The organism is Mesorhizobium sp. WSM3879, from assembly GCF_002294915.1.
Taxonomy (GTDB): Bacteria; Pseudomonadota; Alphaproteobacteria; order Rhizobiales; family Rhizobiaceae; genus Mesorhizobium.
Genome location: NZ_NSFZ01000003.1, coordinates 34,433 through 60,107 on the forward strand (window position 1 = coordinate 34,433; position 25,675 = coordinate 60,107).

Consider the following 25,675-nt stretch of genomic DNA (forward strand, 5'->3'; position numbering starts at 1 on the left):
TTGTCGAAACTCGGCGCTGCCGACCTTGAAGGCAATGCAACCTCCTGCAAACCGCCAAAAGCTGGGCAAATGCCTCATTCCCGCCGTTAACCAGTTGGACGGGGCGGATGCGGTACGCTAGCTTCGCCGCATCTCCGCAACCGTTTTTGAAACAATCTTGTCCACTCCGCTTTCGCTCCTCCAGAAATTGATGACCGCGCTGGTCCTGCTGCTCCTGCTTGCCGGCTGCACCACCGCCGCGCCGCCGGAAACCGTGCTGGCCGTGCCGGCGCAGCCGCAGAAATATGCCGCGATCGTGGTCGACGCCTCGACCGGCAAGACGCTGTTCGAGGTCAATTCGACGGCGCAGCGCTATCCCGCGTCGCTGACCAAGATGATGACGCTCTACATGCTGTTCGAGGCGCTGGAGAGCGGCCGGGTGAGCAAGGAGACGCAGATCCCGGTATCCAATCACGCCGCCGCGCAGCCGCCGACGAAGCTGCGTTTCAGGCGCGGCGAGACGATCGACATCGATTCCGCCATCCGCGCCATGGTGGTGAAGTCGGCTAACGACGTGGCGGTGGCGGTGGGCGAATATCTCGGCGGCGGCAGCGAGGAGCAGTTCGCCGCCATGATGACCGCCAAGGCGCGCCAGCTCGGCATGACCAGCACCAATTTCCGCAACGCCTGCGGCCTGCCCGACGACGGCCAGGTGACGACGGCGCGCGACATGGCGGTGCTGGGCATCGCGCTCCAGCGCCGCTTCCCGCAGCATTTCCATTATTTCTCCGAAAGCGATTTCATGTTCCGCGGCCGGCTGGTGCGCGGCCATAACGACATGCTGGGACGGGTGCGCGGCGTCGACGGCATCAAGACCGGCTATATCCGCGCCTCCGGCTACAACATCGTCACCTCCTACAATGCCGACGGCAGGCATCTGATCGTGGTGGTGATGGGCGCCCAAAGCGCGCGCCAGCGCAACGACCATGTCGAGGCGCTGATCCAGCGCAGCTTGGCGCCGATGAGCGCCGATGCGCAGACGCGGCTGATGTATGCCGGGCAGCAGCCGGCCGGTTCTGCGCTTCCGGGTTTGCCGGCGCAAGGGTCGTCGCTGCCCGGTCTGCCGGCGCAGTAGCGAAGTGCGGGTGGCGGCGGCAGCCTGCTCAAGCGACCGGCTTGACCTTTTGATGTAATTTACTGGCCAGGACCCCCACAGGGCCAGGACAGGCCAGGCGGTGGCGACCATGGCGCCAGCGAGGCAGGACCAATGCTTTCGACCGGTGGCGCTGCCCCTCACCTGCCTGCCGGCATCCTCTCCCCGTAAGTGACGGGGAGAGGGGCGCTCTCATCGCCGGTTTCGCCAATAGCCAGCGGTGCAGAGGAAGGCGCCAAGCCTGCGGCCAGCCTCCTTCTCCCCGTCTATACAGGGAGAAGGTGCCGGCAGGCGGATGAGGGGCGGCGCTGCCCCAGAGATTTGTTGTTGCTCAGCAAGCCCTTTCAACCAAATCTCCCAGAATCGGATCTATGTCTTGGCGCGCCGAAAGCAGATCCATCCATCACAACAACTTGTTCGGTCACACCAGCTTCACAGTCGCGATGGATATGCCGCGCCGGCTCGGCGTATCGTATCGAAGCCCGAGAAGAGGAGCACTGAGCATGGCCGGCGACCCAAAGGCATCCGCGCAGACAATAGCCGACAACGAAAACGACTCGGGCGGCGAATATCTCGAGGCGGCCACTGTGCCGGAAGATCAGCATGAGGCGGCGGACGAAATCCTCGAAGCGCCGGAGGTGCCGGATTCGGAACCGCACCTGCCCGGCGCGGCGCGCGCAAAGCCCAAGAAAAAACCGTCGGCGATCAGCGGCCGGAAGTTCCGCAAGCGCGACCTGGTGCGCGTCGACGACCTGAGGCCAAGTCTCGCCGACCGCATCCGCTCCGACCATCCCGACCTGCCGCGCGGCGCCCGCATCAGCCGCGAGGAGCTCGCCCGCTACCGCATGCGCTACATGGAGGAATTGCTGCAGCAGGAGCATGGCGAATTCTCCGAGCTCGACCGCCAGGTGGTGGAATCGATCGCCAGACAGGACACGATCTCGGAAAACTCGGAAGAAGAGTTCGAGGAGCGCCGCTCCTTCGCCGACCGCGTCTCCGACGACATGGCGGCCTTCGGCGGCAGCTGGTGGTTCCTGATCTCGTTCGCGGCGGTGCTTCTGATCTGGATCGGCCTCAACCTCTTCGAGGGCGCGGCCGCCGCCTTTGATCCCTACCCATTCATACTGCTCAACCTGCTCCTATCCTGCATCGCCGCCATCCAGGCGCCGATCATCATGATGAGCCAGAAGCGGCAGGAGGCGAAGGACCGGCTGCGCTCCTTCAACGACTACCGGGTGAACCTCAAGGCCGAGCTCGAAGTGCGGCACCTGCACGAAAAGCTCGACTACCTGATCTCACGCCAATGGCAGCGCCTGGCCGAGATGCAGCAGATGCAGCTCGACGCCATGCACGAACTGACCGCCAAGAAGCAGAAGCGGGCGACGCGCGGGGTGCAGCGGAGGGTGGCGAAGAGCGAGGTGGAGGGGTGAGGGCTGGCGAGAGCTTGCGCCTGAACAACGCTCGGAAGTCGCGATGCATTGCCGAAGTGGGGCCGCCGGCCTCCGAGCCTACATTAGTTGGAACCGCTCGCTCTCGACTCCGGCACCTCCACCGGACGAATGCGAGCCTGCCCGCTAAGGCGAATATTCCGCCAAGCCAATTGCCCGTTGAAGCCGGCACGCGCTTCCGCTAAGAAGCCGTGGCTGGCCGGCTCACCGCCGGTTCGTTTTCCGGTTTACCGGGAAGCACCCGTAGCTCAGCTGGATAGAGCGCTGCCCTCCGAAGGCAGAGGTCACAAGTTCGAATCTTGTCGGGTGCGCCATCTATTGGCACCGCAGGCTGCCGGCACTGGCCGGCTAGGCGACCGCAGTTCCCGCGACGCCGTCCGCGCGCAGCTCAGATGGCGCCAAGGGTCAGGGCACGATGCCGCGGCAGGCCCAGGCGACGTTGGCGAAAGACCTCGGCCCGTCGGCACGACCGGCCTCATAGGCATCGCGGACTGCAGCCTCCGTGCGGGTCCGCTCGGCTGCGTCGAGCGTGGTCATATATTTGCCGAGCGGGCCTTCGCCGGCGGCAATCGGCGCCCAGTAGTCGTCGAAGTTCTGGTAATCCATGCGGATCATCAGTTCGGTTTCGGTGACGTCGGCCAGGCCCTGTTCGACAAAGGTCCGCTTCATTTCGCCGGGCTGCATCATCGGCTGGAAGCAGTAGCGATTGCGCATCTGGCGGCCGCTTTCGCTGAGCGCGGCCACGGTGTCGATCATCATGCGCATGGCCGGCATGCCGCCGAGGTGATCCCACACCACGGCGGCGACCACGCCGCCCGGCCGCGTTACGCGGCGCATCTCAGCCACCGCCTTGCCGGTTTCCGGGACGAAGTGAAGCACCAGCAGCGCCAGCGCACGGTCGAACACATTGTCCTCGAAAGGCAGCGCCGTGGCGTCCGCCTGCTCAATAGTGATGCGCGGATCGGTGTTCCTCTCCTTCGCCGCCGCGACGAAGACGGCTGAGAAGTCGATGGCCTGGATTTCGGCGAGATCGCGCGACCTCGCCAGTTCGAAGGTCAGGCTGCCAGTGCCGCAGCCGACGTCGAGGATCTTCTCGCCGCCGGCCAGGCCGACGAAGTCGATGAACTTGGGCGCGAGCCTGCGGCTCCAGCGGCCCATGAGCTGCTCATAGCCTGATGCCGCGTGAACGGTGAAGCTTGATGTCATCCCGTCCTCCCTTGCTGATCTCAGCCTAGACCCACGCGGGAACCATGCCAAGCAACGAAACCAGCCGATCGTCCCGAGATCGCACAGGTGGGCGTTGGCAGGAGCATACGATGCCGAGGCCGAGCGCCAGTGTTCTATCGCAACCAGATCGCCGCCGACCGAGCCCGGATCGCCGAGATGAACGCGTTGGCGGAGGGCCTTCCTGTTCCGCCGCCGTATCCGGTCATTGGCCCGGCTTTTCGCCGCCGCAAGCGAGGATGCCAACGTGTTCCGCAGCGGGATCGCCTTGTGCGTTTCGCTGCCGCAGATCACCAGACCGCATATGGCGGCAAACTGGCGGGGCTGGGCGGTCGCACCTTACCGCCGAATGCCGGCATCATCGATCGCGACCGGATGGCATCCCTGCCTGCCGGCCGATCTTGTCGCAGTCCGGATTGCAACTTGTCAGTGACGTCAACGAGCGGAGACTTCGTTCAAGCAGGCGTCGTTTTGCCGGTCGAAAGCGCTTCGAACACCTCGCCGGTTTCGGCCACGAGCGTCTGCATCAATTCGCCGGCAGGAAGCTCCCGGTTCAAGGCTGCCGCCTGCCCATAAAGATGAAAGGCGAAATCTCCTTTTGCACCGGCCTCGCCGAGCGGAGCGCTGAGCGCAACCATTTGCGGGAAGTCGGGGAGGTGCGCCCGGTTCACCTCCATCTCCAAGGCGAAGCGGGTGCGTCTCGCCCGCGCCGCGCGGCCGGTGAAGGCATCGGTGACCATCGTGTCCATGTCCGTGGCGGCGCGGATCAGGGCTCGGCGCGGTCCGTCCGTGCCGGCCTCGTCGCAAGACAGGAAGCCGGTGCCGATCTGCACGCCGCTGGCACCAAGCGCGAAGGCGGCCGCTATGCCGCGGCCGTCGGCTATGCCTCCGGCGGCAATGACCGGCAGCCTGACGGCATCCACGACCTGGGGAACCAGCGCCATTGTGCCAACGCCGTCACCGGAACGGTTGGGAGCGTGCGATCCCCGGTGACCGCCTGCCTCCCAGCCCTGAGCTATGACCGCGTCGGCTCCGCTGTCGGCGAGTTGGCGCGCTTCGGCGACATTCGTCGCGGTGCTGATAACCACGATCCCGGACTCCTTCAACTTGGCGACCGCGGCCGCGTCCGGAATGCCGAAATGGAAGCTGACGACCGGTGGCCGGATCTCGAGCAGCAGTTCAAGCTTTTCATCGTCGAAACCCGGGCCGATCGGCGGAAGCCTCCGCGAGGGTTCGTCGAGCGCCAGCTCCTCGTAGTAGGGCCGCAACCTGTCGATGATCTGGGTCAGTACGGCGTCGCTGGTGTCCGGTCTGGGAAAAACAAAGAAATTGAGGTTGAAGGGACGCTCGGTCGAGGCGCGCAGCTGGCGCGCGGCGGTGCGCAAGCCGTCCGGCAGCATCGATGCGCAGCCGAGCGATCCCAGCCCGCCGGCATTGCTCACCGCGGCGGCGAGTTGCGGAGTCGCCGAGCCGGCCATCGGAGCCTGGATGATCGGATGTTCGATCTTCAAGAGATCGCATAAACGACGGTTCGGCCACACGAGCGTTTTTCCTGTGTCGGGAAAGGAACACGCGCAGTCCATCATAGGCCCGGATCAGGGCGGGGTCACCGGAATTGTGCGAGGCACGCTCCCACGCTTTCCCGCTCCACCAGCGGGCATTCAAGCTTGGTGATGGGATAGCGGCCGCGGCCTAGCGTTGGCGGCGTCTCCAATTGCTCGATCGCCCATTGGCCCATTGCCAGATGCGGAAGAATCGATGTGGTCAGCGGCGGGAAGAGGTGACGGGCGATCTCCTCGTCGTCATAGCCGATCACGGAAATGTCCCCGGGGATATGCAGGCCCGCCTCCTTCAGCGCCTCGTAACAGCCGATCGCCGTGCGGTCGTTCTGGCAGAAGATGGCGGTCGGGCGGTCCTTCAGCGCAAGCAGCTTCACCGTCGCGGCATAACCGGCGCTGGCCGACCAGTCGCCCTCCACCACCAGGTCCGGATCGAAGGGGATGTCGGCGGTGGCCAAAGCGCGGCGATAGCCCTTCAGCCGATCCTGCGCCGCCTGCATCCAGGGCTCGCCGGTGATGGTTGCGATGCGGCGGTGGCCGCGGCTGATCAGATGCCGGGTGGAGCTCTGGCCGCCGGCGATCTCGGAAGGCACCACGGCCGGGAAGGCATAATCGGCGGTGTAGCAGTTGAGCAGGATGACCGGAATGTCGAGGCTGTAGAGGAACTCGGGCGCGGTGATCTCGCGGGTGAAGATGGTCATGTAGATCAGCGCCGAGAGGCCGCGCCGGGTGAGCGCCTGGATGGCACGCGGCTCCATGACGGCGTCACCCATGGTCTGCGCCACCAAGAGCACGTTGCCGGCATTCCAGGAAGCCTGCCGCGCGCCCTCGATGGCCACAACCGCCTCGGGGCTGGTGGCGAGCTGATCGACGGCAAAGCCGATGACGCCATCCAGTCCTTCGAAGGGCGTGACGGGCGGACGCAAAGCTGAAAAGACCGGCGGCGAATAGCCCAGCGCTCTAGCTGCCTCGATCACACGGTCGCGCGTCTGCTGCGACAGCCTGATGCCCGGCGAATTGTTGAGCACGAAAGAGACCGTCGCCTGCGAACAGCCGGCGGCCCTCGCTATATCGGTCATGGTGACCCGGCCCTTGGGCTTGGCCGAGGCCTTGCGGCGTCTGGACGTTTCCCGTGGATCGCGCAGTTGCGTCGGTTCGCTCATGGTCTTTTCCCAAACCTGCCGGGCTGTTCCGCAAAGCCCGCCACCGAGCGGGTATGCTTATAACTATTATCACCAAAAAGGGCGTTGGCACCAGCCACGGCACGCGGCGACAAAATGGGCCAAAAAGGTCAGCAAAGCTGTCATTTTTCCCGAGTTTTGCCGACCCGACCAGCGCAAATCCTGCTTCCGCCGGCGCCCACCGCGGCACCCGGTTCGCCGTGTTGGTGTGCCGGTCCGATCCCGCTACTAATACTATTTACTAATATCGGTAAGCGATCTACTGTCAACGCGTCGCCGGGCAAGTTGCGGCGACGGCATCTGGGAGGAGCGCATGTTTGCTGCCCGGCAATTTGCCGGAAGAAGAGCTTGCCTCATCCTCACGAAAATGTCAGACAAATCGGACTATTTACGAACGTCAAATCTGTGTCTAGTGTTTCGGTCGCGGCTGGATCGGCCCCGGACTTAGGTGCCAGACCCTTGAGGAGGAGGGCGTCCAGGCCGCAGCCGAGACAGCAGCGATGAGTTTCAAAAGGGAGGTTGAAGCATGAAATCCATGATACGCAACGCGTCCGTCGCCGCGGCGGCCTTGGCTATTGGCCTGACGGCCAGCGCAGCCGTGCGCGCCGACGACAAGCCGACGCTGGCCTTTGTCGTCAACGGCGCGTCAGACTTCTGGAAGGCGGCGGAAGCCGGCGTGAAGAAGGCGCAGGGCGAACTGCCCGACTACAATCTCGAGCTGAAATATCCCGAGCAGTCGTCGGTCGCCATCCAGCAGCGCCTGATGGACGACCTGGTGACGGCCGGCGTGAAGGGCATCATGGTGTCGGCGGTCGACCCCAAGACCTCGACCGACGGGCTGAACAAGATCGCGTCGCAGACGGCTCTGTTCACCACCGACAGCGACGCCCCGCAGACCAAGCGCGTCGCCTATATCGGCTCGTCCAACGTCGATGCCGGCAAGCAGGCGGCCGAGATCGCCAAGAAGGCGATGCCGAACGGCGGCAAGTGCCTGGGCTTCGTCGGCCTGCTCGGCGCCGACAATGCCAAGGAGCGCATCGAGGGCATGAAGGAGGGGCTTGCCGGCAGCAAGATCGAGCTGGTGGACGTGCGCGGCGACGACATCGACCAGGCGCGGGCCAAGAAGAATGTCGAGGATGCGCTGGTCGCCAGCCCCGACATCACCTGCATGGTCGGCTTCTACTCCTACAATACGCCGCGCATCTATGAGGCGCTGCGCGACGCCGGCAAGCTCGGCCAGATCACCGTCGTCGGCTTCGACGACGATCCGATCACGCTGGGCGGCGTCAAGGAAGGCACGGTTGCCGCGACCGTGGTGCAGCAGCCCTTCGAATGGGCCTATCAGGGCATGAAGCTGATGGCCGCCTACCTCAAGGGCGACAAGTCGGGCATTCCGGCCAACGGCTTGATCATCGTGCCGACCAAGATCATCGGCAAGGACGATGTCGACGCCTATGCCGCAAACCTGAAGGCGATGGCCGGCAAGTAATCGATGCACAGTTGCGCCGGCTCAAGCTTCGCCTTGAGCCGGCGTCCGTATTGACGGGCCGCATGCGGCCCGTCAGTCTGCAGTCTACCGGCTGCCGATAAGCGCGATGAACAATGGCGTGATGAATTATTCCGACCCATCCATCGTCCAATCCGCTCCGTTCCTGAGCCTCGAGGCCGTGCGCAAGACCTATCCCGGCGTGGTGGCGCTGGACGGGTTCTCGATGGAGGTCAGGCCGGGCGAGGTGATCGGCCTGGTCGGCGAGAACGGCGCCGGCAAATCGACATTGATGAAGATCCTCGGCGGCGTGACGCGGCCGGACAGCGGCACCGTCACCGTCGACGGCGTCGCGCATGACGGCTTGACCGTGGAAGCCAGCATCGGCTCCGGCATCGCCTTCGTGCATCAGGAGCTCAACCTGTTCGAAAATCTCGACGTCGCCGCCAACATCTTCTTCGGCCGCGAGCCACTGAAGGCCGGGCCGCTGAAGCTGGTCGACCGCGCCAAACTGCGCGAGATGGTGGCGCCGCTCCTGAAACGCGTCGGCGCCAATTTCTCGGCCGACGCGCCGGTCGCCTCGCTGTCGCTGGCGCAGCAGCAGATGGTCGAGATCGCCAAGGCGCTGTCGATCAAGGCGCGGCTGGTGATCCTCGACGAGCCGACCTCCAGCCTGCCGATCGCCGAGACCGAAAAGCTGCTCGACGTGATCAAGGGACTGCGGGCGGAAGGCATCAGCGTCATCTTCATCTCGCACCGCCTGCACGAGGTCGAGCGCGTCGCCGACCGCGTCGTGGTGCTGCGCGACGGCATGCTGGCCGGCACGCTGCCGAAGAGCGACATCAATCACGACCAGATGGTCAAGCTGATGATCGGGCGCATGCTGAAGGAGCGCGAGAAAGCCGCGGAGGCGGGTCGCGCGCCGGGCGGTGTCGCGCTCTCGGCAACAGCGGTGCGCACCAGCGCCTATCCCGACCACCCGGTCGACCTGGAGCTTCGGCGCGGCGAAATCCTTGGGCTTGCCGGGCTGGTCGGCTCCGGCCGCACGGAGCTCGCGCGCGTCCTGTTCGGCATCGACGAGCGGCTCGGCGGCAGTGTCGCGCTGGACGGCAAGGCGCTCAATGTCGGATCGGCCGCCGATGCGGTGGCGAGCGGCATCTTCCTGGTACCCGAAGACCGCAAGCTGACCGGCATCCTGCTCGACCTCTCGATCGCACAAAACATTTCGCTGCCCAATATGCCGGCGCATGCGAAGCGCTCGCTGGTGTCGACCAGCGCGGAGCTCGCCACCGCCGAGAAGCAGAAGAAGGATCTCGGCATCAAGGCGCCATCGGTCCTGACCCGCACCGGCACGCTGTCCGGCGGCAACCAGCAGAAGGTGGTTCTGGCTAAATGGCTGGCGATGAACCCCAAGGTGATGATCCTCGACGAGCCGACGCGCGGCATCGATATCGGCGCCAAGGCCGAGATCTACGCGCTGATGCGGGCGCTGGCCGATGCCGGCGTCGCGGTGCTGATGATCTCCAGCGACATGGAGGAGGTGATCGGCGTCTCGGACCGCATCGCGGTCATGCATGAGGGGCAGATCTCCGGCATCCTCGACCGGGACGATTTCAGCCAGGAGAACGTGCTGTTGCTGGCGGTGGGCAAGAAGCCGAAGCTGGCGCAAGCCGCGGGAGGAGCGCAATGAGCAAGAAAGACCTCGGCCTGCTGGTCCTGATCCTGGTGGTCGGCGCGGTGGTCACGGCTATAAATCCGCGCTTCCTGTCGACGATCAATCTCGCCAACACCTCCAACCTGGTCGCGCTGTTCGGCATCCTTTCGATCGGCCAGGCCTTCGTCATCATCACCGGCGGCATCGAGCTTTCGGTCGGTTCGCTGATCGCGCTGCTCGGCACGCTGTTCATCGACTTCATCGCCGTGCGCGAGATGGACTGGCCGTTGGCCTTCGTTCTGATCATCGTGCTCGGTGCCATCATCGGCTTCGTGCATGGCTGGCTGATCACGCGGCTCAAGATGCAGCCCTTCGTGGTGACGCTTTGCGGCCTGCTGATCTACCGCGGCGTCGCCCGTTTCTACACCGCCGACGGCACGGCGGGCTTCGCTTTCGGCCAGAATTTCCCGGATCTGGAATTTCTGACCGCCGGCCGCTCCGGCGGGTTGCCGAATTCCTTCATCGCGCTGATCGTGATCGCCATCGTCATGTGGGTGGTGCTGCACCGCTCGGTGTTCGGACGCTATCTCTATGCCATCGGCAAGAATGAGGAAGCGGCGAAGTATTCGGGTATTCGCACCGGACGCGTGGTGATCGCGGCATACGTGATCTGCGGCGTGCTGACGGCGCTGTCGGCGATCTACTTCGCCATGTACACGCGCTCGATCTCGCCGGCGAGCCACGGCCAGTTCTATGAGCTCTACGCCATCGCCGCGGCGGTGCTCGGCGGCTTCTCGCTGCGCGGTGGCGAGGGCTCGCTCGTAGGCGTCATCCTCGGCACCGTGCTGCTGCAGGAACTGCAAAACCTCGTCAATCTGCTCGGCATCCCGTCCTCACTGAACTTCGCGGTGATGGGCGGCGTCATCCTGATCGGCGTGCTGGTCGACCAGCAGTGGGGTGTGTTCCGCGCCCGGCGCCGGATGATGGAGGCGTCGCGCCGGAACGTCGCCGGCGCGCCGGCGGAGTAGCTTCCCTCGTCCGATCTCGGGAGGCAGCGGCGCAAATTCCAACTTCGCGTGCTGCACACATTTTTTGGACGTTGGCGCCGCCCCTCACCTGCTTGCCGGCATCGTCTCCCCGTATATTGACGGGGAGCGCTCTCGCCGATGATTTCGCCAATTTGGAACGTCGCAAGAAAGGCGCCGAGACTGCGGCCAGCCCTTTCTCCCGTCACTACGGGGAGAAATGCCCGGCAGGGCAATGAGGGGCGGCGCCGACATCAACAAGTCTCGGCCCAACCTCCCACTCGCAAGCCGGCATCACCTGAATCAATACACCTCAGATCATGTCCGAAAGGTCCGAGAACGCCATCGCCTTGCGCAGCACCTCGGCGAAACGCTCGCCGGCGATCTCTCTGGCGCCGCTGTTGTCGATGGAGGTGACATCCGGCCCGGAAAGCGTCACGCTGGTGCTGCGCGCCAGACGCGCCAGCACCTCGCCGCGCGATTCACGGCCGCGCGCCGCCAGCCGCTCGGCGAGGATCTCCGGCGCAGCGGTGATCTCGACCACCGCCAGGTTGGCATAGCGCTCACGCAGCGCCGGGATGACGGCACGGGAAACGTTGGCAACGGCGACATGACCATTGGCGATCGCCCAATCGACATCGGCCGGCAGGCCATAGCGCAGGCCGTGCGCGTCCCAGCAGATGGCGAAGGCGCCGTCCGCTTCCGCCTCGGCGAAGGCGGCGTCGGCCAGCGTATCGTGGTCCTCGCTGGCGGAGTCGCTCGGACGGGTGATGACGCGGCGGACGAACTCCAGCCGCGTCTCGCCGGCAAAATGCGCCCTGGCGTAGCCGATCACCGTGTCCTTGCCGGCGCCGCTCGGCCCGACCACCGCGACGAAGACGCCGTTGCGGATCGGAAGGGTCTCGGTGAGCTCTCGTTCGATCAGCGCAGAAACCATCATGCGACGCGCCTGCCCTGACGCCAGACGTTGCGCACGACCGGCACATGCTGGTCGACGCGCACGCGCACGAGGTCGGCGCGCCGGCCGGGCTCGATGACACCGCGATCGCTAAGGCCGACCGCTTCCGCCGGGTTCTTCGAGACCATGGCGACCGCCTGCGGCAGCGAAATGCCTTCCACGACATCGCCGAGGAAGAAGGCGGACTGAATCAGGCTGAAGGGGATATAGTCGGACGACAGGATGTCGAGCAAACCGTCGCCGGCAAGCGAGCGCGCCGACACATTGCCCGAATGCGAGGAGCCGCGCATGACGTTGGGCGCGCCCATCAGCACGCCGAGGCCTGCCGCCTTCGAGGCCCTCGCCGCCTCCTCGGTGGTCGGGAATTCGGCAACGCGCACGCCCTGCTCCACCGCCTCGTCGACATGGCCGGCCGTCGCATCGTCGTGGCTGGCAAGCACGATGCCGCGCTCGCGGCAGGCGGCGGAAATGAAGACGCGGTTCGGCCCGGAATTCTTGGCCGATTCCGCCATACGCTTCTCGCAGAATTTCTGGAAGTCGCGGTCGGTGAGCTTCAGCTTGCGCTGGTAATAATAGGCGTAGGTCTCGAGATCGACGAACTGGCGCTGGCCCGGCGCATGGTCCATCAGCGAGGCGAGCTTCACCCTGTCGTCGGTCTCGAAATTGGCGAAGGCCTCGAGGCAATCCGGCGCCGAGACCTCGCACCGCAGATGGATGAAGTGGTCGGCCCTGAGCCGATCCTGGCGCACGCTGTCCTCGATCGCATCGGCGAGCTTGCGCACGTCGTCGGACTTCAGGTCGGCATCCTCGTCCATGCCGACACGCAAGGCGTCGAGCACCGTGGTGATGCCGGCGGTCGCCACCTGCGCATCGTGGGCGAGCACGGCGGCGATCGGGTTCCAGCGCACTTTCGGACGCGGCGCGTAATGGCCTTCGAGGTGATCGGTGTGCAGCTCGACGAGACCCGGGATGATGTAGTCGCCGCCCATGTCCTCGCCGGTGCGGGCCGCACCCGGCTCGATCGCGGCGATCAGCCCATCGCGCAGCAGCAGCGAGCCCGCGACGATCTCGTCGGGCAGCACGATGCGGGCATTGTTCAAAACGATCTCGGCGGTCATTTCAGCAGTCCTATCTCAGGCGGGGCGGACATCAGGCGGTTTTTCTGGCCGGGCCGCGTCCAAGCACGTGGTGCGAGAGCACCATGAAGGGCGCGCCCGGTTCGGTTTCGACGAACAGCGTCAGCGCATCCACCGGCACCGGACGCTGCAGAACATCCGCGAACAGGCTGTCGATTGCAGCGCGAAGGCGCGGGCTTTCCTGTGGCCCGACCCGTCCGGAGAGCGTCATGTGGAAGCGGAATGTCTCGAAGACGTAGGGATAACCCCACTGGCAGAGGTTGCGAAACTCATCCGGCTTCAGCGAGTCTGGACTGCGGCGCTCGATCTCGGCCTCGGTCAGCGGCGCGCGGAAACGGTCGAAGGCGCGCACGACCTCGCCGGCGAAATTGTTGAGCGGCTCGAAAGGACTTTCCGGCACCAGCGCGAAAAAGCCGTCGATCTGGCCGACGACCAGACGCGGGATGACGACTGGTGGCGTGGCCTCGGCGAAATCGTCGAGCGCCGCCCGCAGCGAGGCTTCCGTTTCGCTCGGCGCCAGCCGGAACGGCGCCTTCAGCGTCGCGTGGAAGCCATAGCGCCGTGCCGAGGCGGTGTGGAAGGCAACTTCCGCCGCCGACAGGTCACCCACACCCTCGACCGGCCGCGTCGGCGCGCCGAACGGGTCGCGCCCCAGCCAGTTGGCGGCGATCCGCGCCAGCGGCTCATCCTGCCTCGGGGTAAAGTAAATGGCATAGCGCATCGAAAATCCTCGTCAGACCGCTGCCATAGGTGATTTCCATGACGGATTGACGAAGCTTTCATGGGTTTTCGAAGGCAACCCAGGCTCCGGCGGTCCTTAGCCGACGATTTTCCCGAACTGGACCAACAGGTTGAGGGCGATGAAAAATCTCACGCCTTCATCAGCCACTCATGCTCAGCGGCGTTGTGGAATTTCCACGTCCGCTTCGGGCCGGCCATGACGTTGAGATAATAGAGATCATAGCCGTGGCAGGCCGCACACGGGTGGTAGCCCTTGGGCACCAGCACGACATCGCCGTCCTCGATCGCCATCGCCTCGTCCAGGTCGCGCACGCCATTTCTGTCGGCGTCGGTGTAGACGCGCTGGAAGGCGAAACCCTGCGGCGGGTTGAGGCGGTGATAATAGGTCTCCTCGAGATAGGACTCGGCCGGCAGATTGTCCTGGTCGTGTTTGTGCGGCGGATAGCTGGAGGTATGGCCGCCGGGCGTGATGACCTCGACCACCAGCAGCGAGTCGGCCGGCTTGCCCTCGGGCAGGATGTTGGTGACGTAGCGGGTGTTGGTGCCCTTGCCGCGCACTTCCTGACCGAGATCGTCGGGCGCAATGACGCGGGCGGGCAGGCCGCCGCCAAGACCGGGCGCCGAGCAGACGGCAAGCTCCAGTTCGGTGTCGGCGGTCACCGACCAGTCGGAGCCTTGCGGCACATAGACCGACCAGGGTTTGCCCTTGAAGGGCGACATGCGCTTGCCGAGCAGGCCGAGATCCTTGCCGCCGGCCGCAGCCTTGCCCTTGCCGGTGACCAACACCAGGCAGACCTCGCGCTCGCCCGTCTCGCCGGCGGCCGTCTCGCCCGGCCGCAACCGGTGGAGATCGAAACCCACGTAAGTCCAGCCCGCGCTTTGCGGGGTGACGTGGGCGACGTGGCCGTGGCCCTTGTCGGCCTTGACGAGCAGTTTCGACATTTTTGTCTCCTGGGTCATTCCTTCGGCTCGGCCGGAGGCTTGGGCTCCTCGGCCGGCTTGTAGAGGTAGAAGAACTGCCACACCGCGTAACCGGCGAAGCCGAGCGCGATTACACCCCAGAACGGCGTGCCGGAGGCGAATTCGATCACCGACCAGATTAGGCAGACGGCAACGACGGCAATGCGCCGCCACAGCGGTCGGAAGAAGGGGTGCTCATAGTCTTTCATCGCGCCAATCCGGGACTTGTCCAAACGCATCAGATAGACCGAGCGGCCGGACGAATCCACCGTTTACGCCGGGAAGCCCTGCGTCTCCACCGTATAACCGGCGGCCGTCATCACCCGCATCAGCTCCTTGTGGCCGACCTCAGCCATCCTCAGCGGCGGGTTCTTTTTCGGATCCTGCTCGGCCTCGACCACGAACCAGCCTTCATAGCCGTAGTCGGCGAAGCGCTGGACGATCGCGCCGAAATCGAGCGAGCCGTCGCCGGGCACGGTGAAGGCGCCGAGCGCGACGGCATCGAGGAAGGACTGCTTCGTGCGGTCGAGCCCGTCGATCACGTTCATGCGCACGTCCTTCACATGGACGTGGTTGATGCGCTTGTGGTGGTTGTCGATGGCGCGCAACACATCGCCGCCGGCGAAGGCGAGATGGCCGGCATCGAGCAGCAGCGGGATGCCCTCGCCGGAATGATGCATGAAGGAATCGAGTTCCGGCTCGGTCTCGACCACGGCCGCCATGTGATGATGGTAGGAAAGCGGCATACCCTGGTCGGCGCACCATTCGCCGAATTCGGTGACGCGTCGGCCATAGGCCTTCATCTCGTCGCCGGAAAGCCGTGGCTTGGTGGCAAGAGGCTTGGAGCGGTCGCCCTGGATGGAGCGGCCGACCTCGCCATAGACGATGCAAGGCGCGTTGACCGCCTTGAACAAGTCGATCATCGGCTGGATGCGATCCTTGTTCTTCGACATGTCCTCATCGACCAGCGTGCCGGAGAACCAGCCGCCGCAGAGCGTGACGTCGGCCTCTTTCAGGATCGGCAGCATCACCTTCGGATCGTTGGGGAAGCGGCGGCCCATCTCCATGCCGGTGAAGCCGGCCGAGCGCGACTGGCGCAAACACTCCTCCAGCGACACATCATCGCTCAATTCCACGAGATCGTCGTTCCACCACGCGATGGGAGACATGCCCAGTTTGGCTTTCAAGTCGTCACTCCAGCTTTGGATCGTTCAACTTTCGCTCGTCGGCGCTGCTCCTCATCCGCCTGCCGGCACCTTCTCCCCGTGAATGACGGGGAGAAGGGACAGGCTTCAGCGCTGGCGGCCCCTCTCCCCGTTCTTCACGGGGAGAGGGCAAGGGTGAGGGGCAGTGCCAGCTTCAATCACCTAAGCTCCGCATGAGCTTTTTCTCGTCATACGCCTTGCGCGCGGCGTTCACCTGCGGCCGCGACGAGACTTCCGGCACGGCAACATCCCACCAGTGGCCGCCGGCCTCGGTCGACACCAGCGGATCGGTGTCGATGACCAGCACGGTGGTCTTGTCGTTGCCCTTCGCCTTGGCGAGCGCCGTCTCGAGTTCAGCAATCGAGGCCACCTTCTCGGCGACGGCGCCGAGGCTGGCCGCATGGGCGGCGAAGTCGACGTCGGGCATCACCTCGTGGCGAGCGTCCTTCAGGAGATTGTTGAAGTTGGCGCCGCCGGTCGCCATCTGCAGCCGGTTGATGCAGCCATAGCCGCGATTGTCGAGCAACACGATGGTGAGTTTCAGGCCGAGCATCACCGACGTCGCGATCTCGGAATTGAGCATCAGATAGGAGCCGTCGCCGACCATGACGACGACTTCCTGGTCGGGTTTCGCCATCTTGACGCCGAGCCCGCCGGCGATCTCGTAGCCCATGGTCGAGAAGCCGTATTCGGCGTGATAGGAACCGGGCGCGCCCGCTTGCCAGAGCTTGTGCAATTCGCCGGGCAGCCCGCCGGCGGCATGCAAAAGCGTGACACCCGAGCCCATCGCGCGCTGCACGGCGCCGATCACCTGCGCGTCGGAGGGATAGGCGGCGTTGGTCGAGGCCGTCACCTTGGCGGCGGCAGCCTGCCATTCCGTCTTGCCCTTCAGCGCACTGTCGGTCCAGGCGGTCGGCGCCTTCCAGCCCTTCAGCGCGGCGGAAAGCTCGGCGAGCCCTTCGGTGGCGTCGGCAACCAGCGGCAGCGCCCAGTGCTTGCCGGCATCGAAGACCTGGGTATTGAGCCCGATGATGGTGCGGCCGGCATTCTTGAACAGCGCCCAGGAGCCGGTGGTGAAGTCCTGCAGCCTGGTGCCGACGGCAAGAACCACATCGGCCTCTTCCGCCAGCCGGTTGGCCGCTGATGTGCCGGTGACGCCGACGGCCGCCATGTTGAGCGGATGATCGTCGGGCAGCGAGGATTTGCCGCCTTGGGTCTCGCAAACCGGAATGCCGGCGCCCTGCACCAGCTTGGCCAGCTCTCCGGAAGCCTGCGAATAGAGGACGCCGCCGCCGGCGATCACCAGCGGCTTCTTGGCGTTCTTCAGGGCCGCCACGGCGACGGCCAGTTCGTTGCGATCCGGGCGCAGCCGGCGCGGCGTCCAGACGCGCTCGGCAAACAGGCTTTCCGGATAATCATAGGCCTCCGCCTGCACGTCCTGGCAGAGCGAAAGCGTGACCGGGCCGCATTCGGCCGGATCGGTCAGCACCTGCATGGCGCGGTTCAGCGCCGGGATGATCTGCTCCGGCCGCGTGATGCGGTCGAAATAGCGCGAGACGGGGCGGAAGCAATCGTTGACGCTCGCCGTGCCGTCGGAGAAATCTTCGGCCTGCTGCAGCACCGGGTCGGGCAAGCGGTTGGCGAAGACATCGCCGGGAAGCAGCAGCACCGGTAAGCGATTGACGTGGGCGAGCGCCGCAGCCGTCACCATGTTGAGCGCGCCGGGGCCGATCGAGGTGGTCGCGGCCATGAAGCGGCGGCGGAAATTCGCCTTGCCGTAAGCAATCGCCGCATGCGCCATCGCCTGCTCGTTATGGGCGCGGAAGGTCGGCAGCTCGTCGCGGACCTGGTAGAGCGCCTCGCCGATGCCGGCGACATTGCCGTGGCCGAAGATCGCCCAGACGCCGCCGAAGATCGGCGCCTTCATGCCGTCGATCTCGGTCATCTGGCGGCTGAGAAAGCGGGTCAGCGCCTGCGCCATCGTCAGGCGAACGGTCTTGGTCATTGTCGTTTCCTCCGGCTTTCCCTGTGCCGCCTAATATGCTGCCCGTTCTTCTTATGCTGCTTTGCGGCCGCGCGCTGCAAGCCATGCCTCGGTCAATTGCTCGAAGCGCGAGGCCATGTCGGCGACAGCCTCGTCATCCGAGATCTTGCCGGCCAGCCATTGTTCGGCGGCATTGACAAAGATGGTGCGACCGACCGCAAATCCCTTGACGACCGGCGCATTGGCGGTGGCGGCAAAGGCTGCGACCAGCTCGTCCTGCGGCGCCTCCAGACCGAGCAGCACGACGCCGCGGCACCACGGATCGTGCTTGACGATCACCTGCTCTATCCTGGCCCAGGCGCCTGCCGAGGCCTGCGGCTCGAGCTTCCACCAGTCGGGCTTGATGCCCAGCGCATAGAGTTCTTCAAGGGCGCGCGGAATGGTGGCGTCGTCCAGCGTGCCGTGCTTGCCGGCGATGATCTCGACGAGCAGTTCCCTGCCCACTTTCCGCGCCGCCTCGAACAGGGCTCGCAGTTTTTGCTGCTGCTCTGTCTTCAGCGCTTCCGGATCATCCGGATGATAGAAGCAGAGGCACTTGATGCAATGGTCGACCGGCCATTCGGTGAGCTGCGAGCCGACGTCCTGCGAGAATTCGAAGCGCAGCGGCCGCGATCCGGGCAGCTCGACCGGCCGACCTAACCAGGCAAAGGGATGGCGGGCGAACTCGAACATGGCATCGCGGCCGTATTTCTCATCGATCAGCATGCCGTAGCCGTCGCGACCGGCGGCGACCTTGGCCGCCGCCTTGACGGTGAGCACCTTGAAGTCGGGGATGCGCGAGACATCTGCACCGACCCTGGCCGCGACATCTTCCAGCTGGACGCGGTGGTCGCAAGCGAGCGCCATCAGCGAAGGGATGTCGCGCCGGCGCGTCGTCGCCCAGTGGATGTGGTTGATCGCCTCGTCCTTGCGCAGCGCCAAGTGCTTGCTGCCCTGCTTCAGAAAGAACTGCAGCTCCTCGAAGGTGGGATATTCCGGCGCGCATAGCAGGCGCGACACGGCGAAGGCGCCGCAGGCATTGGCCCAGGTCGCCGCCGTGGCAAAGCTTTCGCCGCCGAGCCAGCCGCGCAGGAAGCCCGACATGAAGGCGTCGCCGGCGCCGAGCACGTTGTAAATCTCGATCGGGAAGCCCTCGCCGACGACGCCGTCCTCGAGGTCGTCGCTGATCGGCCCGTCATAGACGATGCAGCCTTTGGCACCGCGCTTGAGCACGATGGTAGCGGCCGACAGCGTGCGGATCGTCTTAAGCGCGCTCAGACAATCGTCGGCGCCGGAGGCGATCATGATTTCCTCCTCGGTGCCGACGATGAGGTCGCAATCGGGCAGCACCGTCTTCAGCTGCGCCGAGACCCGGTCCGACTTGACGTAGCGCTCGAAGCCCTCGGCATGGCCGGCGAGCCCCCAGAGGTTCGGGCGGTAGTCGATGTCGAACACGACCTTGCCGCCCTTGGCCTTCATCAAACGGATCGCCTTGCGCTGTGCAGCATCCGAGTTGGGACGCGAGAAATGGGTGCCGGTGACGACCACGGCGCGCGCCGAGGCGATGAAAGCCTCGTCGATGTCCTCTTCGGCGAGCGCCATATCGGCGCAATCCGAACGATAAAAAATCATCGGCGAGACGCCTTCGTCCTCGACGGAAAGCAGCACCAGCGCCGTCAGCCGTTCCTTGTCGGTCTTCAGGCCGTCGACCGAGACGCCCTCACGCCTGAGCTGCTCGCGGATGAAGCGGCCGATCTGCTCGTCGCCGACGCGAGTGAGCAGCGCCGAGCGCAGGCCGAGCCTTGCCGTGCCGACGGAGATATTGGCCGGGCAGCCGCCGACCGACTTGGCGAAGGAGGTTATGTCCTCCAGACGCGAGCCGATCTGCTGGCCGTAGAGATCGACAGAGGCGCGGCCGATCGTGATGACGTCGAGCGGCGGATATTTCGCTTCCACGGCTTCGCCCATTCGAACCTCCCATCGGCTTTGTTGTGCAGAGCAGCGTCGTTTTGGGCAGCACGCGCGAACGGCGGCGTGACACCGTCAATATGAAATAATAATTCCAATCCATAGTCAATATGGAATGAGTGTTCCCTGATGGAAAAACGCCCGTTCGGGGCCGCTCAGGCCTTGCGCCTGCGGCCGGCGTCGCGCCGCTTCTCGCCGACGGCAACGGTCAGCGCCATGGCGAGCGCCATCGTCGCCGACAAAGAGCGGAAGCCGCCGAAATCGGCTTCGGCCACCTCGAACCAGACCTTGGCGAATTGGGCGAGCGGCGAGAACGAGCTGTCGGTGATGGCGACGATAGGCACGCCCTGCTCGGCGATCGAGCGCGTCTCCTCGATGGTCGCGGGCGCGTAAGGCGAGAAGCTGATGGCGATGACGGCGTCGCGCGGCGTGGCGAAGCCAATCATCTCGGCGTTCAAGCCCGCGGCCGACTCGATCAGTTGGTTGCGGATCTTGAGCTTGCCAAGCGCGTAGGCGATGTAGGAGGCGACCGGATAGGAGCGGCGCTTGGCTAGCACATAGATTGTCTCCGCCTTTGCCAGCAGCGTGATCGCCTGTTCGAAATGCGCATCGTTCAGCGCGCGCGAAATGTCGCTGAGCGAGGTGCTGGCGGCAGCCACGAAGCCGTCGAAGATCGCCCGGTGTCCAGCGCCTTCCTCGGCCTTGGCGCGCAGTGCCGCCAACCGCTCGTCATAGGAGGAATTGCGTTCGCGCAGCCGCTCGCGAAACACCTGCTGCAGGCTAGTGAAACCATCGAAGCCGAGCTGCTGGGCGAAGCGGATCAACGTCGAGGGCTGGACGCCGGCGGAAGCCGCGATACTCGCCGCCGTGCCGAAGGCGATGTCGTCGGGATTGTCCAGCGCATAGGCGGCGATCTGCGCGATGCGCTTGGGCAGACTGGTGCGCCGCTCCAGGATCGTCGTGCGCAAGGTCTCGAAATCGCGAGGCACCCGTCCGTCCATCGTCGCTCCGCCCACGGCCATGCTGGTGTTCCCTCTCCTGCCTCATCATAGCGGTTTCGCGCAAGAACACCATAAAAAATGATTTGGACGTTCCATTCTCAGCTGAAATGGATTAATTCATCCATGCGAATTCTTCCCCTTCACCGGAGACAATCGACATGGTCGGAGTGGGCCTCATCGGCACGGGCTTCATGGGCAAGTGCCACGCCATTGCCTGGAACGCGGTCGGCACCGTCTTTCCCGATGTCGAGAAGGCGAGGCTGGTGCATCTGGGTGAGGTCAATGACGAGCTTGCAAAGCGCAAAGCGGCCGAGTTCGGCTTCACTCGAGGCTCGGGCGACTGGCGTGCCGTCGTCAACGATCCGGAGGTCGATGTCGTGTCGCTGACCACGCCCAACCAGTTCCATCCGGAAATGGCGATCGCCATCCTCGAAGCCGGCAAGCACCTGTGGTGCGAGAAGCCGATGGCACCGAGTTTTGCCGAGGCCGAGGCGATGGCGAAGGCAGCGACCAAATCCGGCAAGGCTGCCGTGCTCGGCTACAACTACATTCAGAACCCGGCCATCCGCCACATCGGCGCGCTGCTCGAGGAAAAGATCATCGGCGATGTCAATCTCGTGCGCATCGAGATGGACGAGGATTTCATGGCCGATCCCGAGGCGCTGTTCTTCTGGAAGCATGAGGCGGCTTCCGGTTATGGCGCGCTCGACGATTTCGCGGTGCATCCGCTGTCGCTGATCAAAGTGCTGTTCGGCCGCGTCGCTCGCGTCATGTGCGACATGGCGAAACCCTATGCCGACCGGCGCGTCGCCTCCGGCGGCCGCCGTGCGGTCGAGACCTACGATATCGCCAGTGTGCTGATGCATCTGGAGAACGGTGTCGCCGGTACGCTGCTGGTCAACCGCTCGGCCTGGGGCCGCAAGGGCCGTATCGCCCTCCAGATCTTCGGCTCGAAAGGCTCGATCCTCTACGACCAGGAGCGAATGAACGAGTTCCAACTTTATCTGACCGCCGACCGGCCGACCGAGCAGGGCTACCGCACGATCCTGCTGGCGCCGCACCACAAGCCCTACGATTCCTTCGTGCCGGCGCCCGGCCACGGCCTCGGCTTCAACGACCTCAAGATGATCGAGTGCCGCGAGCTTTTGATGCGGATCGCCGGCAAGCCGGCGCGGACCATCGACTTCGACGAAGGGCTGGAGATCGAGCGCACGGTGCACGCCATGGCGCGATCGTTCCAGGAACAGCACTGGGTGGAAGTGAGGTGAGCCGGCTCCCCTTCAGGTGCCGGCGGCGGCTGCTGCATTGATCTCCCAGCCGTCCACCCAAACCTGCCGCAGTTGATCGCCTTCGCCTTTGAACCATAGGCCGGTCGGCTGGCAATCCTCGATGCGGTCGCTGCGGAAATTGCGGATGGCCTGGCGCAGTTCGCACCAAGCGACGATGTTGGCGGTCTCGGCGTAGTAGATCAGCGCGATCGGACGGACGATACGCTGTGTGTCGCGGCCGGCTTCGTCGCGGTAGGCGAGGTCGAGCTTCTCCTCGTCGCGGATGGCGCGGCGCACCAGCGCCAGATCGACCGCCGCGGCCGCAGGCGAAAAACCCCAGGCATGAAGAGCGTTGGCGTCGAGCGTCTGGCGCAAGGGCGGCGGCACCGCGCCGGCGATCTTGGCGCCGACGCGCTTTGCCGCCTGCTTGAGCTCGTCGTCGCCGGTGCGTGCGAGCAGCGCCAGCGAGAGCACGATCGCCTCCATCTCCTCGATCGAAAACATCAGCGGCGGCAGGTCGAAGCCGGGGCGCAGGATATAGCCGATGCCGCGCCCGCCCTCGATCGGCACGCGCATCGCCTGCAGTGCCGCGATGTCGCGATAGACCGAGCGCACCGTCACTTCCAACCGCTCGGCGATCGTCGCCGCGGTCACCGGCTGCCTGGCCAGCCGCAGGATCTGGATGATCTCGAACAGGCGCGAGGCCTTGCGCATTTCCTCAACGGCTCCGAACGCAACTGACACATCCCCGTCAGTTGGGGTGATCTATAGGGCCGCTTACACGCTTGAAAATCAACAGATTCGTTAGCGTCCTGCGGGGTGCGGCGACAGGCAACTGACATGAGTTACACGGAAAATCTCTGGCTATTCTTCATCCTGCTGTTCGGCATCATCGCCGTTCCAGGCATGGACATGCTGTTCGTGCTGGCCAATGCGCTGACCGGGGGGCGCGACAGGGGGCTGGCGGCGACCGGCGGCATTATGCTCGGCGGCGTAGTGCATACGTTGAACGGGGCGATCGGCGTCGGGCTGCTGATTCATTTCGTGCCGGTCCTGTTCAAACCGCTGCTGATCGCCGGCGCCGCTTACATGGCCTATATCGGAATTTCGCTGATGCGCAGCTCGATCACCGTCAGCGATGACGGGCCCGCCGGCAGCCGCTCCGCCTGGAAAGCCTTTCGCCAGGGATTGGTCACCTGCCTGATCAACCCCAAGGCCTATCTGTTTATCCTTGCCGTCTATCCGCAGTTCCTGAAGCCGGTTTACGGTCCGATCTGGATGCAGGCGACCATCATGGGACTGCTGACTGTCGTCACACAAGCAGGAATCTACGGCGGCCTCGCCATCACCGCCGGGCGCAGCCGGGCGCTTCTGGTCGGCAATCCGCGGGCAACGGTCATTGCCGGCCGTGCGGCCGGGCTGCTTCTATTCGCGGTCTCGGTATTCACCGCATGGGAAGGGCTGAGGGCGGCGTGAACGCCGCCCTCGCCAGGGTTGTCAGGCGGCGCCCTGACGGGTGGCGAGCAGTTCGCGCTTCACCGACCGGCGCCACTCGACGGCGCCGGCAAGTCCGTGCAGCAGCGTTTCGGTGGTCGCCCAATCGATGCAGCCGTCGGTGATGCTCTGGCCGTAGGTGAGCTGCTTGCTGGGCACGACGTCCTGACGGCCGGCGACGAGATTGCTCTCGATCATGACTCCGATGATGCGCTCGTCGCCCGCTGCGACCTGGCCCGCCACGTCGTGCGCGACTTTCGGCTGGTTCTCCGGCTTCTTGCCGCTGTTGGCGTGGCTGACATCGATCATCAGGCGCGGCGCGATGCCGATGCGCCCGAGCTCCGCGGCGGCCGCGTCGACGCTTGCCGCGTCGTAGTTCGGCGCCACGCCGCCACGCAGAATGACATGGCAGTCTTCGTTGCCGGTCGTCGCCGCGATCGCGCTGCGGCCGCCCTTGGTCACCGCCATGAAATGATGCGGCTGCGCCGCCGACTTCACCGCCTCGCCGGCGATTCTCAGATTGCCGTCGGTGCCGTTCTTGAAGCCGACCGGGCAAGAGAGGCCCGACGCCAGCTCGCGGTGGATCTGGCTTTCGGTCGTGCGCGCGCCGATGGCGCCCCAGGCGACGAGGTCGGCGATATATTGCGGCGTCGTCATGTCGAGGAATTCCGTCGCCGCCGGCAGGCCGAGATTGTTGACGGCGGAAAGCACGTTGCGCGCCATCCGCAAGCCTTTGTCGATGTTGAAGCTGCCGTCGAGATCGGGATCGTTGATCAGGCCCTTCCAGCCGACCGTGGTGCGCGGCTTCTCGAAATAGACGCGCATGACGATCTCGAGCCGGTCGGCCAGGGCCTCGCGCAGCGCCGCCAGACGGCTGGCGTAGTCCACGGCGGCGACCGGATCGTGGATGGAACAAGGGCCGACGATGACGACCAGTCGATCGTCGGCCCCGGTCAGGATGGAATGGATGGCGTTGCGCGAGGCGGCAACGGTGCGCGTCGCCGTGAGCGAGCGCGGTATCTCGCGCATCACGTCGTCCGGCGTGCTCAGGACTTTGAGTTCCTTGACCCGTAGGTCGTCTGTGGTGGTCAACACGGCTTTCTGCTCCTGGTTAGGAGACCTGCCGGCTGAAACGAAAAAGCCGCCAGGTCTGGCGGCTTTTCGGATTAGATGCTGCAATCTTCAGATCGAGCGCAATCCTCCCGCCGCCAGCGAGCTACCGTAGCTAAAGTACCAAAACGAGGCGGTCAGGTGGATCATGCGGCTCATATAGTCGATGCCGAGGCGCTTGTCACGTCCTCATGAAGCTAAGCATTTGCTTGGTTTGCGCCGTGCTCCGTGGCCTCGGGAAAAAAGAGAGCATCATGCAGCGGTTCACGGTTCATGCAGACCATGGATCGAAAAGTTCGATTGCAAAGCCTTCGAAATCCTTCGAATTACGCGTTGCCAAGGTGAGCTGCTTCGCAATCGCGGTGGCGGCGATCAGACCGTCCATCGACGACAGACCGCGACCGCGGCGCTTGGCAAGGCCCATCAGGTCGCCCCAGGCCAAGGCAACGGCTTCGTCCACCGGCAAAACCCTTTGCTCGAAGCGCTGCGGCAAATCTCGAGCGAGCCATTCGGCCAGTGCCTCTCGTTTGCGGCCCTCATCCATGAGGGAAACGCCGCGCCGGATCTCGGCGATCGACACGACGCTGATGAATGATCGATCCTCATCAAGCCCGTCCAGCCACTTTAGAACGCCTACATCCGGCGCCGGCCTCGTCACCTCTGACAGGACATTGGTATCGAGCAGAAGCCTCAAAGCGGCTGATCACGCGGTTCGTCGGCTTGACGCTCAAGGTCGAGATCGGCGCCGCGCAGCGGCGACTCCAGGAGGAACTCCGCAAGCGTTCCTTTGCGGGCGGTCTTCCGCCGCCATTCCTCTGCGGACACGACGACAACGCTTGGTTTGCCGTTACGGGTGATCGTCTGAGGCGAAGATTGCGCCCGATCTATTACCTCCGAGAGCCGGGCCTTTGCCCCAGCGACCGTCCAGCTCGTATCTTCTTTGGGTCCGGGCAGCATCTCAATCTCATGACTATTCTGACCATCTTGACTATACCGGAATAGCGATGCTGCGGCAACAGGGGCTCTCAGGGGCCGGATACCTTTGGGCGCACGAGGCTGATCACATCTGCACCCATAGCTGGCCTGCTTCTGGTGTAAGCTG

23 protein-coding genes and 1 tRNA gene are annotated in these 25,675 nt (G+C 64.8%); 8 read left to right on the forward strand and 16 right to left on the reverse strand.

Going from position 1 to position 25,675, the window contains the following annotated elements; translation table 11 throughout:
* The first annotated feature begins 190 nt into the window (after window positions 1–190).
* From CK218_RS06710 to CK218_RS06720, 3 genes are all read left to right on the forward strand, one after another.
* On the forward strand, window positions 191–1,114 hold the full coding sequence (locus CK218_RS06710; protein ID WP_095827254.1) for a D-alanyl-D-alanine carboxypeptidase family protein: 924 nt from the start codon (window positions 191–193) through the stop codon (window positions 1,112–1,114).
* Between the two features lie 521 nt (window positions 1,115–1,635).
* Window positions 1,636–2,562 carry a DUF1003 domain-containing protein gene (locus tag CK218_RS06715; RefSeq protein WP_095827255.1) on the forward strand — a complete coding sequence of 309 codons (927 nt, stop codon included), beginning with the start codon at window positions 1,636–1,638 and terminating at the stop codon, window positions 2,560–2,562.
* 255 nt (window positions 2,563–2,817) lie between these two features.
* A tRNA-Arg gene (locus CK218_RS06720) sits at window positions 2,818–2,894 on the forward strand.
* Window positions 2,895–2,985: 91 nt separating this feature from the next.
* Here CK218_RS06720 and CK218_RS06725 read toward each other — a convergent pair.
* The 3 genes from CK218_RS06725 to CK218_RS06735 all read right to left on the reverse strand — a co-directional run bounded on the left by CK218_RS06725 (window position 2,986) and on the right by CK218_RS06735 (window position 6,526).
* On the reverse strand, window positions 2,986–3,786 hold the full coding sequence (locus CK218_RS06725) for a class I SAM-dependent methyltransferase (RefSeq protein ID WP_095827537.1): 801 nt from the start codon (window positions 3,784–3,786) through the stop codon (window positions 2,986–2,988).
* Between the two features lie 473 nt (window positions 3,787–4,259).
* On the reverse strand, window positions 4,260–5,390 hold the full coding sequence (locus CK218_RS06730) for a nitronate monooxygenase (RefSeq protein WP_348628713.1): 1,131 nt from the start codon (window positions 5,388–5,390) through the stop codon (window positions 4,260–4,262).
* A 20-nt stretch (window positions 5,391–5,410) separates the two neighbouring features.
* A complete protein-coding gene (locus CK218_RS06735; RefSeq protein ID WP_179294447.1) occupies window positions 5,411–6,526 on the reverse strand; it encodes a LacI family DNA-binding transcriptional regulator in 1,116 nt (371 codons plus the stop codon).
* A gap of 544 nt (window positions 6,527–7,070) precedes the next feature.
* Between CK218_RS06735 and CK218_RS06740 the strand changes: the two genes are divergently transcribed.
* The 3 genes from CK218_RS06740 to CK218_RS06750 all read left to right on the forward strand — a co-directional run bounded on the left by CK218_RS06740 (window position 7,071) and on the right by CK218_RS06750 (window position 10,712).
* Window positions 7,071–8,033 carry a sugar-binding protein gene (locus CK218_RS06740; RefSeq protein ID WP_067323936.1) on the forward strand — a complete coding sequence of 321 codons (963 nt, stop codon included), beginning with the start codon at window positions 7,071–7,073 and terminating at the stop codon, window positions 8,031–8,033.
* A gap of 121 nt (window positions 8,034–8,154) precedes the next feature.
* Window positions 8,155–9,720: a sugar ABC transporter ATP-binding protein gene (locus tag CK218_RS06745; protein WP_095827540.1), complete on the forward strand. Its 1,566-nt coding sequence runs from the start codon at window positions 8,155–8,157 to the stop codon at window positions 9,718–9,720.
* Window positions 9,717–10,712 (forward strand): ABC transporter permease, encoded by a 996-nt coding sequence (locus CK218_RS06750; protein ID WP_067323934.1) that lies wholly within the window; start codon window positions 9,717–9,719, stop codon window positions 10,710–10,712. The genes CK218_RS06745 and CK218_RS06750 overlap by 4 nt, the downstream gene beginning before the upstream one ends.
* 310 nt (window positions 10,713–11,022) lie before the next feature.
* On the opposite strand, the gene phnN is transcribed toward CK218_RS06750, so the two are convergent.
* The 9 genes from phnN to CK218_RS06795 form a co-directional block, all read right to left on the reverse strand.
* Window positions 11,023–11,649 carry a phosphonate metabolism protein/1,5-bisphosphokinase (PRPP-forming) PhnN gene (gene phnN / locus CK218_RS06755; RefSeq protein ID WP_179294448.1) on the reverse strand — a complete coding sequence of 209 codons (627 nt, stop codon included), beginning with the start codon at window positions 11,647–11,649 and terminating at the stop codon, window positions 11,023–11,025.
* The gene (locus CK218_RS06760; protein ID WP_095827256.1) at window positions 11,646–12,785 is read right to left on the reverse strand and encodes an alpha-D-ribose 1-methylphosphonate 5-triphosphate diphosphatase; all 1,140 of its coding nucleotides are present in this window, start codon (window positions 12,783–12,785) and stop codon (window positions 11,646–11,648) included. Before CK218_RS06760 ends, phnN begins: the two co-directional genes overlap by 4 nt.
* A 31-nt stretch (window positions 12,786–12,816) precedes the next feature.
* Window positions 12,817–13,524: a DUF1045 domain-containing protein gene (locus tag CK218_RS06765; RefSeq protein ID WP_095827257.1), complete on the reverse strand. Its 708-nt coding sequence runs from the start codon at window positions 13,522–13,524 to the stop codon at window positions 12,817–12,819.
* A 149-nt stretch (window positions 13,525–13,673) separates the two neighbouring features.
* Window positions 13,674–14,486, reverse strand: a complete 813-nt coding sequence (gene iolB / locus CK218_RS06770) for a 5-deoxy-glucuronate isomerase (protein ID WP_095827258.1) — start codon at window positions 14,484–14,486, stop codon at window positions 13,674–13,676.
* A gap of 14 nt (window positions 14,487–14,500) precedes the next feature.
* Window positions 14,501–14,713, reverse strand: a complete 213-nt coding sequence (locus CK218_RS06775) for a hypothetical protein (RefSeq protein WP_067003268.1) — start codon at window positions 14,711–14,713, stop codon at window positions 14,501–14,503.
* 63 nt (window positions 14,714–14,776) lie between these two features.
* Window positions 14,777–15,691, reverse strand: coding sequence for a myo-inosose-2 dehydratase (gene iolE, locus CK218_RS06780; RefSeq protein WP_067002856.1), 915 nt, complete (start codon window positions 15,689–15,691; stop codon window positions 14,777–14,779).
* Window positions 15,692–15,863: 172 nt separating this feature from the next.
* Window positions 15,864–17,714, reverse strand: a complete 1,851-nt coding sequence (iolD, locus tag CK218_RS06785) for a 3D-(3,5/4)-trihydroxycyclohexane-1,2-dione acylhydrolase (decyclizing) (protein WP_095827259.1) — start codon at window positions 17,712–17,714, stop codon at window positions 15,864–15,866.
* A 51-nt stretch (window positions 17,715–17,765) separates the two neighbouring features.
* Entirely contained in the window at window positions 17,766–19,700 is a 1,935-nt protein-coding gene (iolC, locus tag CK218_RS06790; protein ID WP_095827260.1) for a 5-dehydro-2-deoxygluconokinase, read from the reverse strand.
* A 155-nt stretch (window positions 19,701–19,855) separates the two neighbouring features.
* A complete protein-coding gene (locus tag CK218_RS06795; protein WP_179294461.1) occupies window positions 19,856–20,701 on the reverse strand; it encodes a MurR/RpiR family transcriptional regulator in 846 nt (281 codons plus the stop codon).
* A 158-nt stretch (window positions 20,702–20,859) separates the two neighbouring features.
* Here CK218_RS06795 and CK218_RS06800 point away from each other — a divergent pair, with 158 nt between their 5' ends.
* Window positions 20,860–21,969 (forward strand): Gfo/Idh/MocA family oxidoreductase, encoded by a 1,110-nt coding sequence (locus tag CK218_RS06800; RefSeq protein ID WP_095776902.1) that lies wholly within the window; start codon window positions 20,860–20,862, stop codon window positions 21,967–21,969.
* Between the two features lie 12 nt (window positions 21,970–21,981).
* On the opposite strand, the gene CK218_RS06805 is transcribed toward CK218_RS06800, so the two are convergent.
* Window positions 21,982–22,683: a YafY family protein gene (locus tag CK218_RS06805; protein ID WP_095776901.1), complete on the reverse strand. Its 702-nt coding sequence runs from the start codon at window positions 22,681–22,683 to the stop codon at window positions 21,982–21,984.
* 126 nt (window positions 22,684–22,809) lie between these two features.
* On the opposite strand from CK218_RS06805, the gene CK218_RS06810 reads away from it, so the two are divergent.
* On the forward strand, window positions 22,810–23,445 hold the full coding sequence (locus tag CK218_RS06810) for a LysE family translocator (RefSeq protein WP_095776900.1): 636 nt from the start codon (window positions 22,810–22,812) through the stop codon (window positions 23,443–23,445).
* A gap of 21 nt (window positions 23,446–23,466) precedes the next feature.
* Here CK218_RS06810 and CK218_RS06815 read toward each other — a convergent pair whose 3' ends face one another.
* The 3 genes from CK218_RS06815 to CK218_RS06825 form a co-directional block, all read right to left on the reverse strand.
* Window positions 23,467–24,558, reverse strand: a complete 1,092-nt coding sequence (locus CK218_RS06815) for a 3-deoxy-7-phosphoheptulonate synthase (protein ID WP_095776899.1) — start codon at window positions 24,556–24,558, stop codon at window positions 23,467–23,469.
* Between the two features lie 286 nt (window positions 24,559–24,844).
* Complete coding sequence (locus CK218_RS06820) at window positions 24,845–25,267, reverse strand: type II toxin-antitoxin system VapC family toxin (RefSeq protein WP_095776898.1); 423 nt, start codon at window positions 25,265–25,267, stop codon at window positions 24,845–24,847.
* Window positions 25,264–25,530 (reverse strand): type II toxin-antitoxin system Phd/YefM family antitoxin, encoded by a 267-nt coding sequence (locus CK218_RS06825; protein WP_095776897.1) that lies wholly within the window; start codon window positions 25,528–25,530, stop codon window positions 25,264–25,266. The genes CK218_RS06820 and CK218_RS06825 overlap by 4 nt, the downstream gene beginning before the upstream one ends.
* Between the last annotated feature and the right edge of the window lie 145 nt (window positions 25,531–25,675).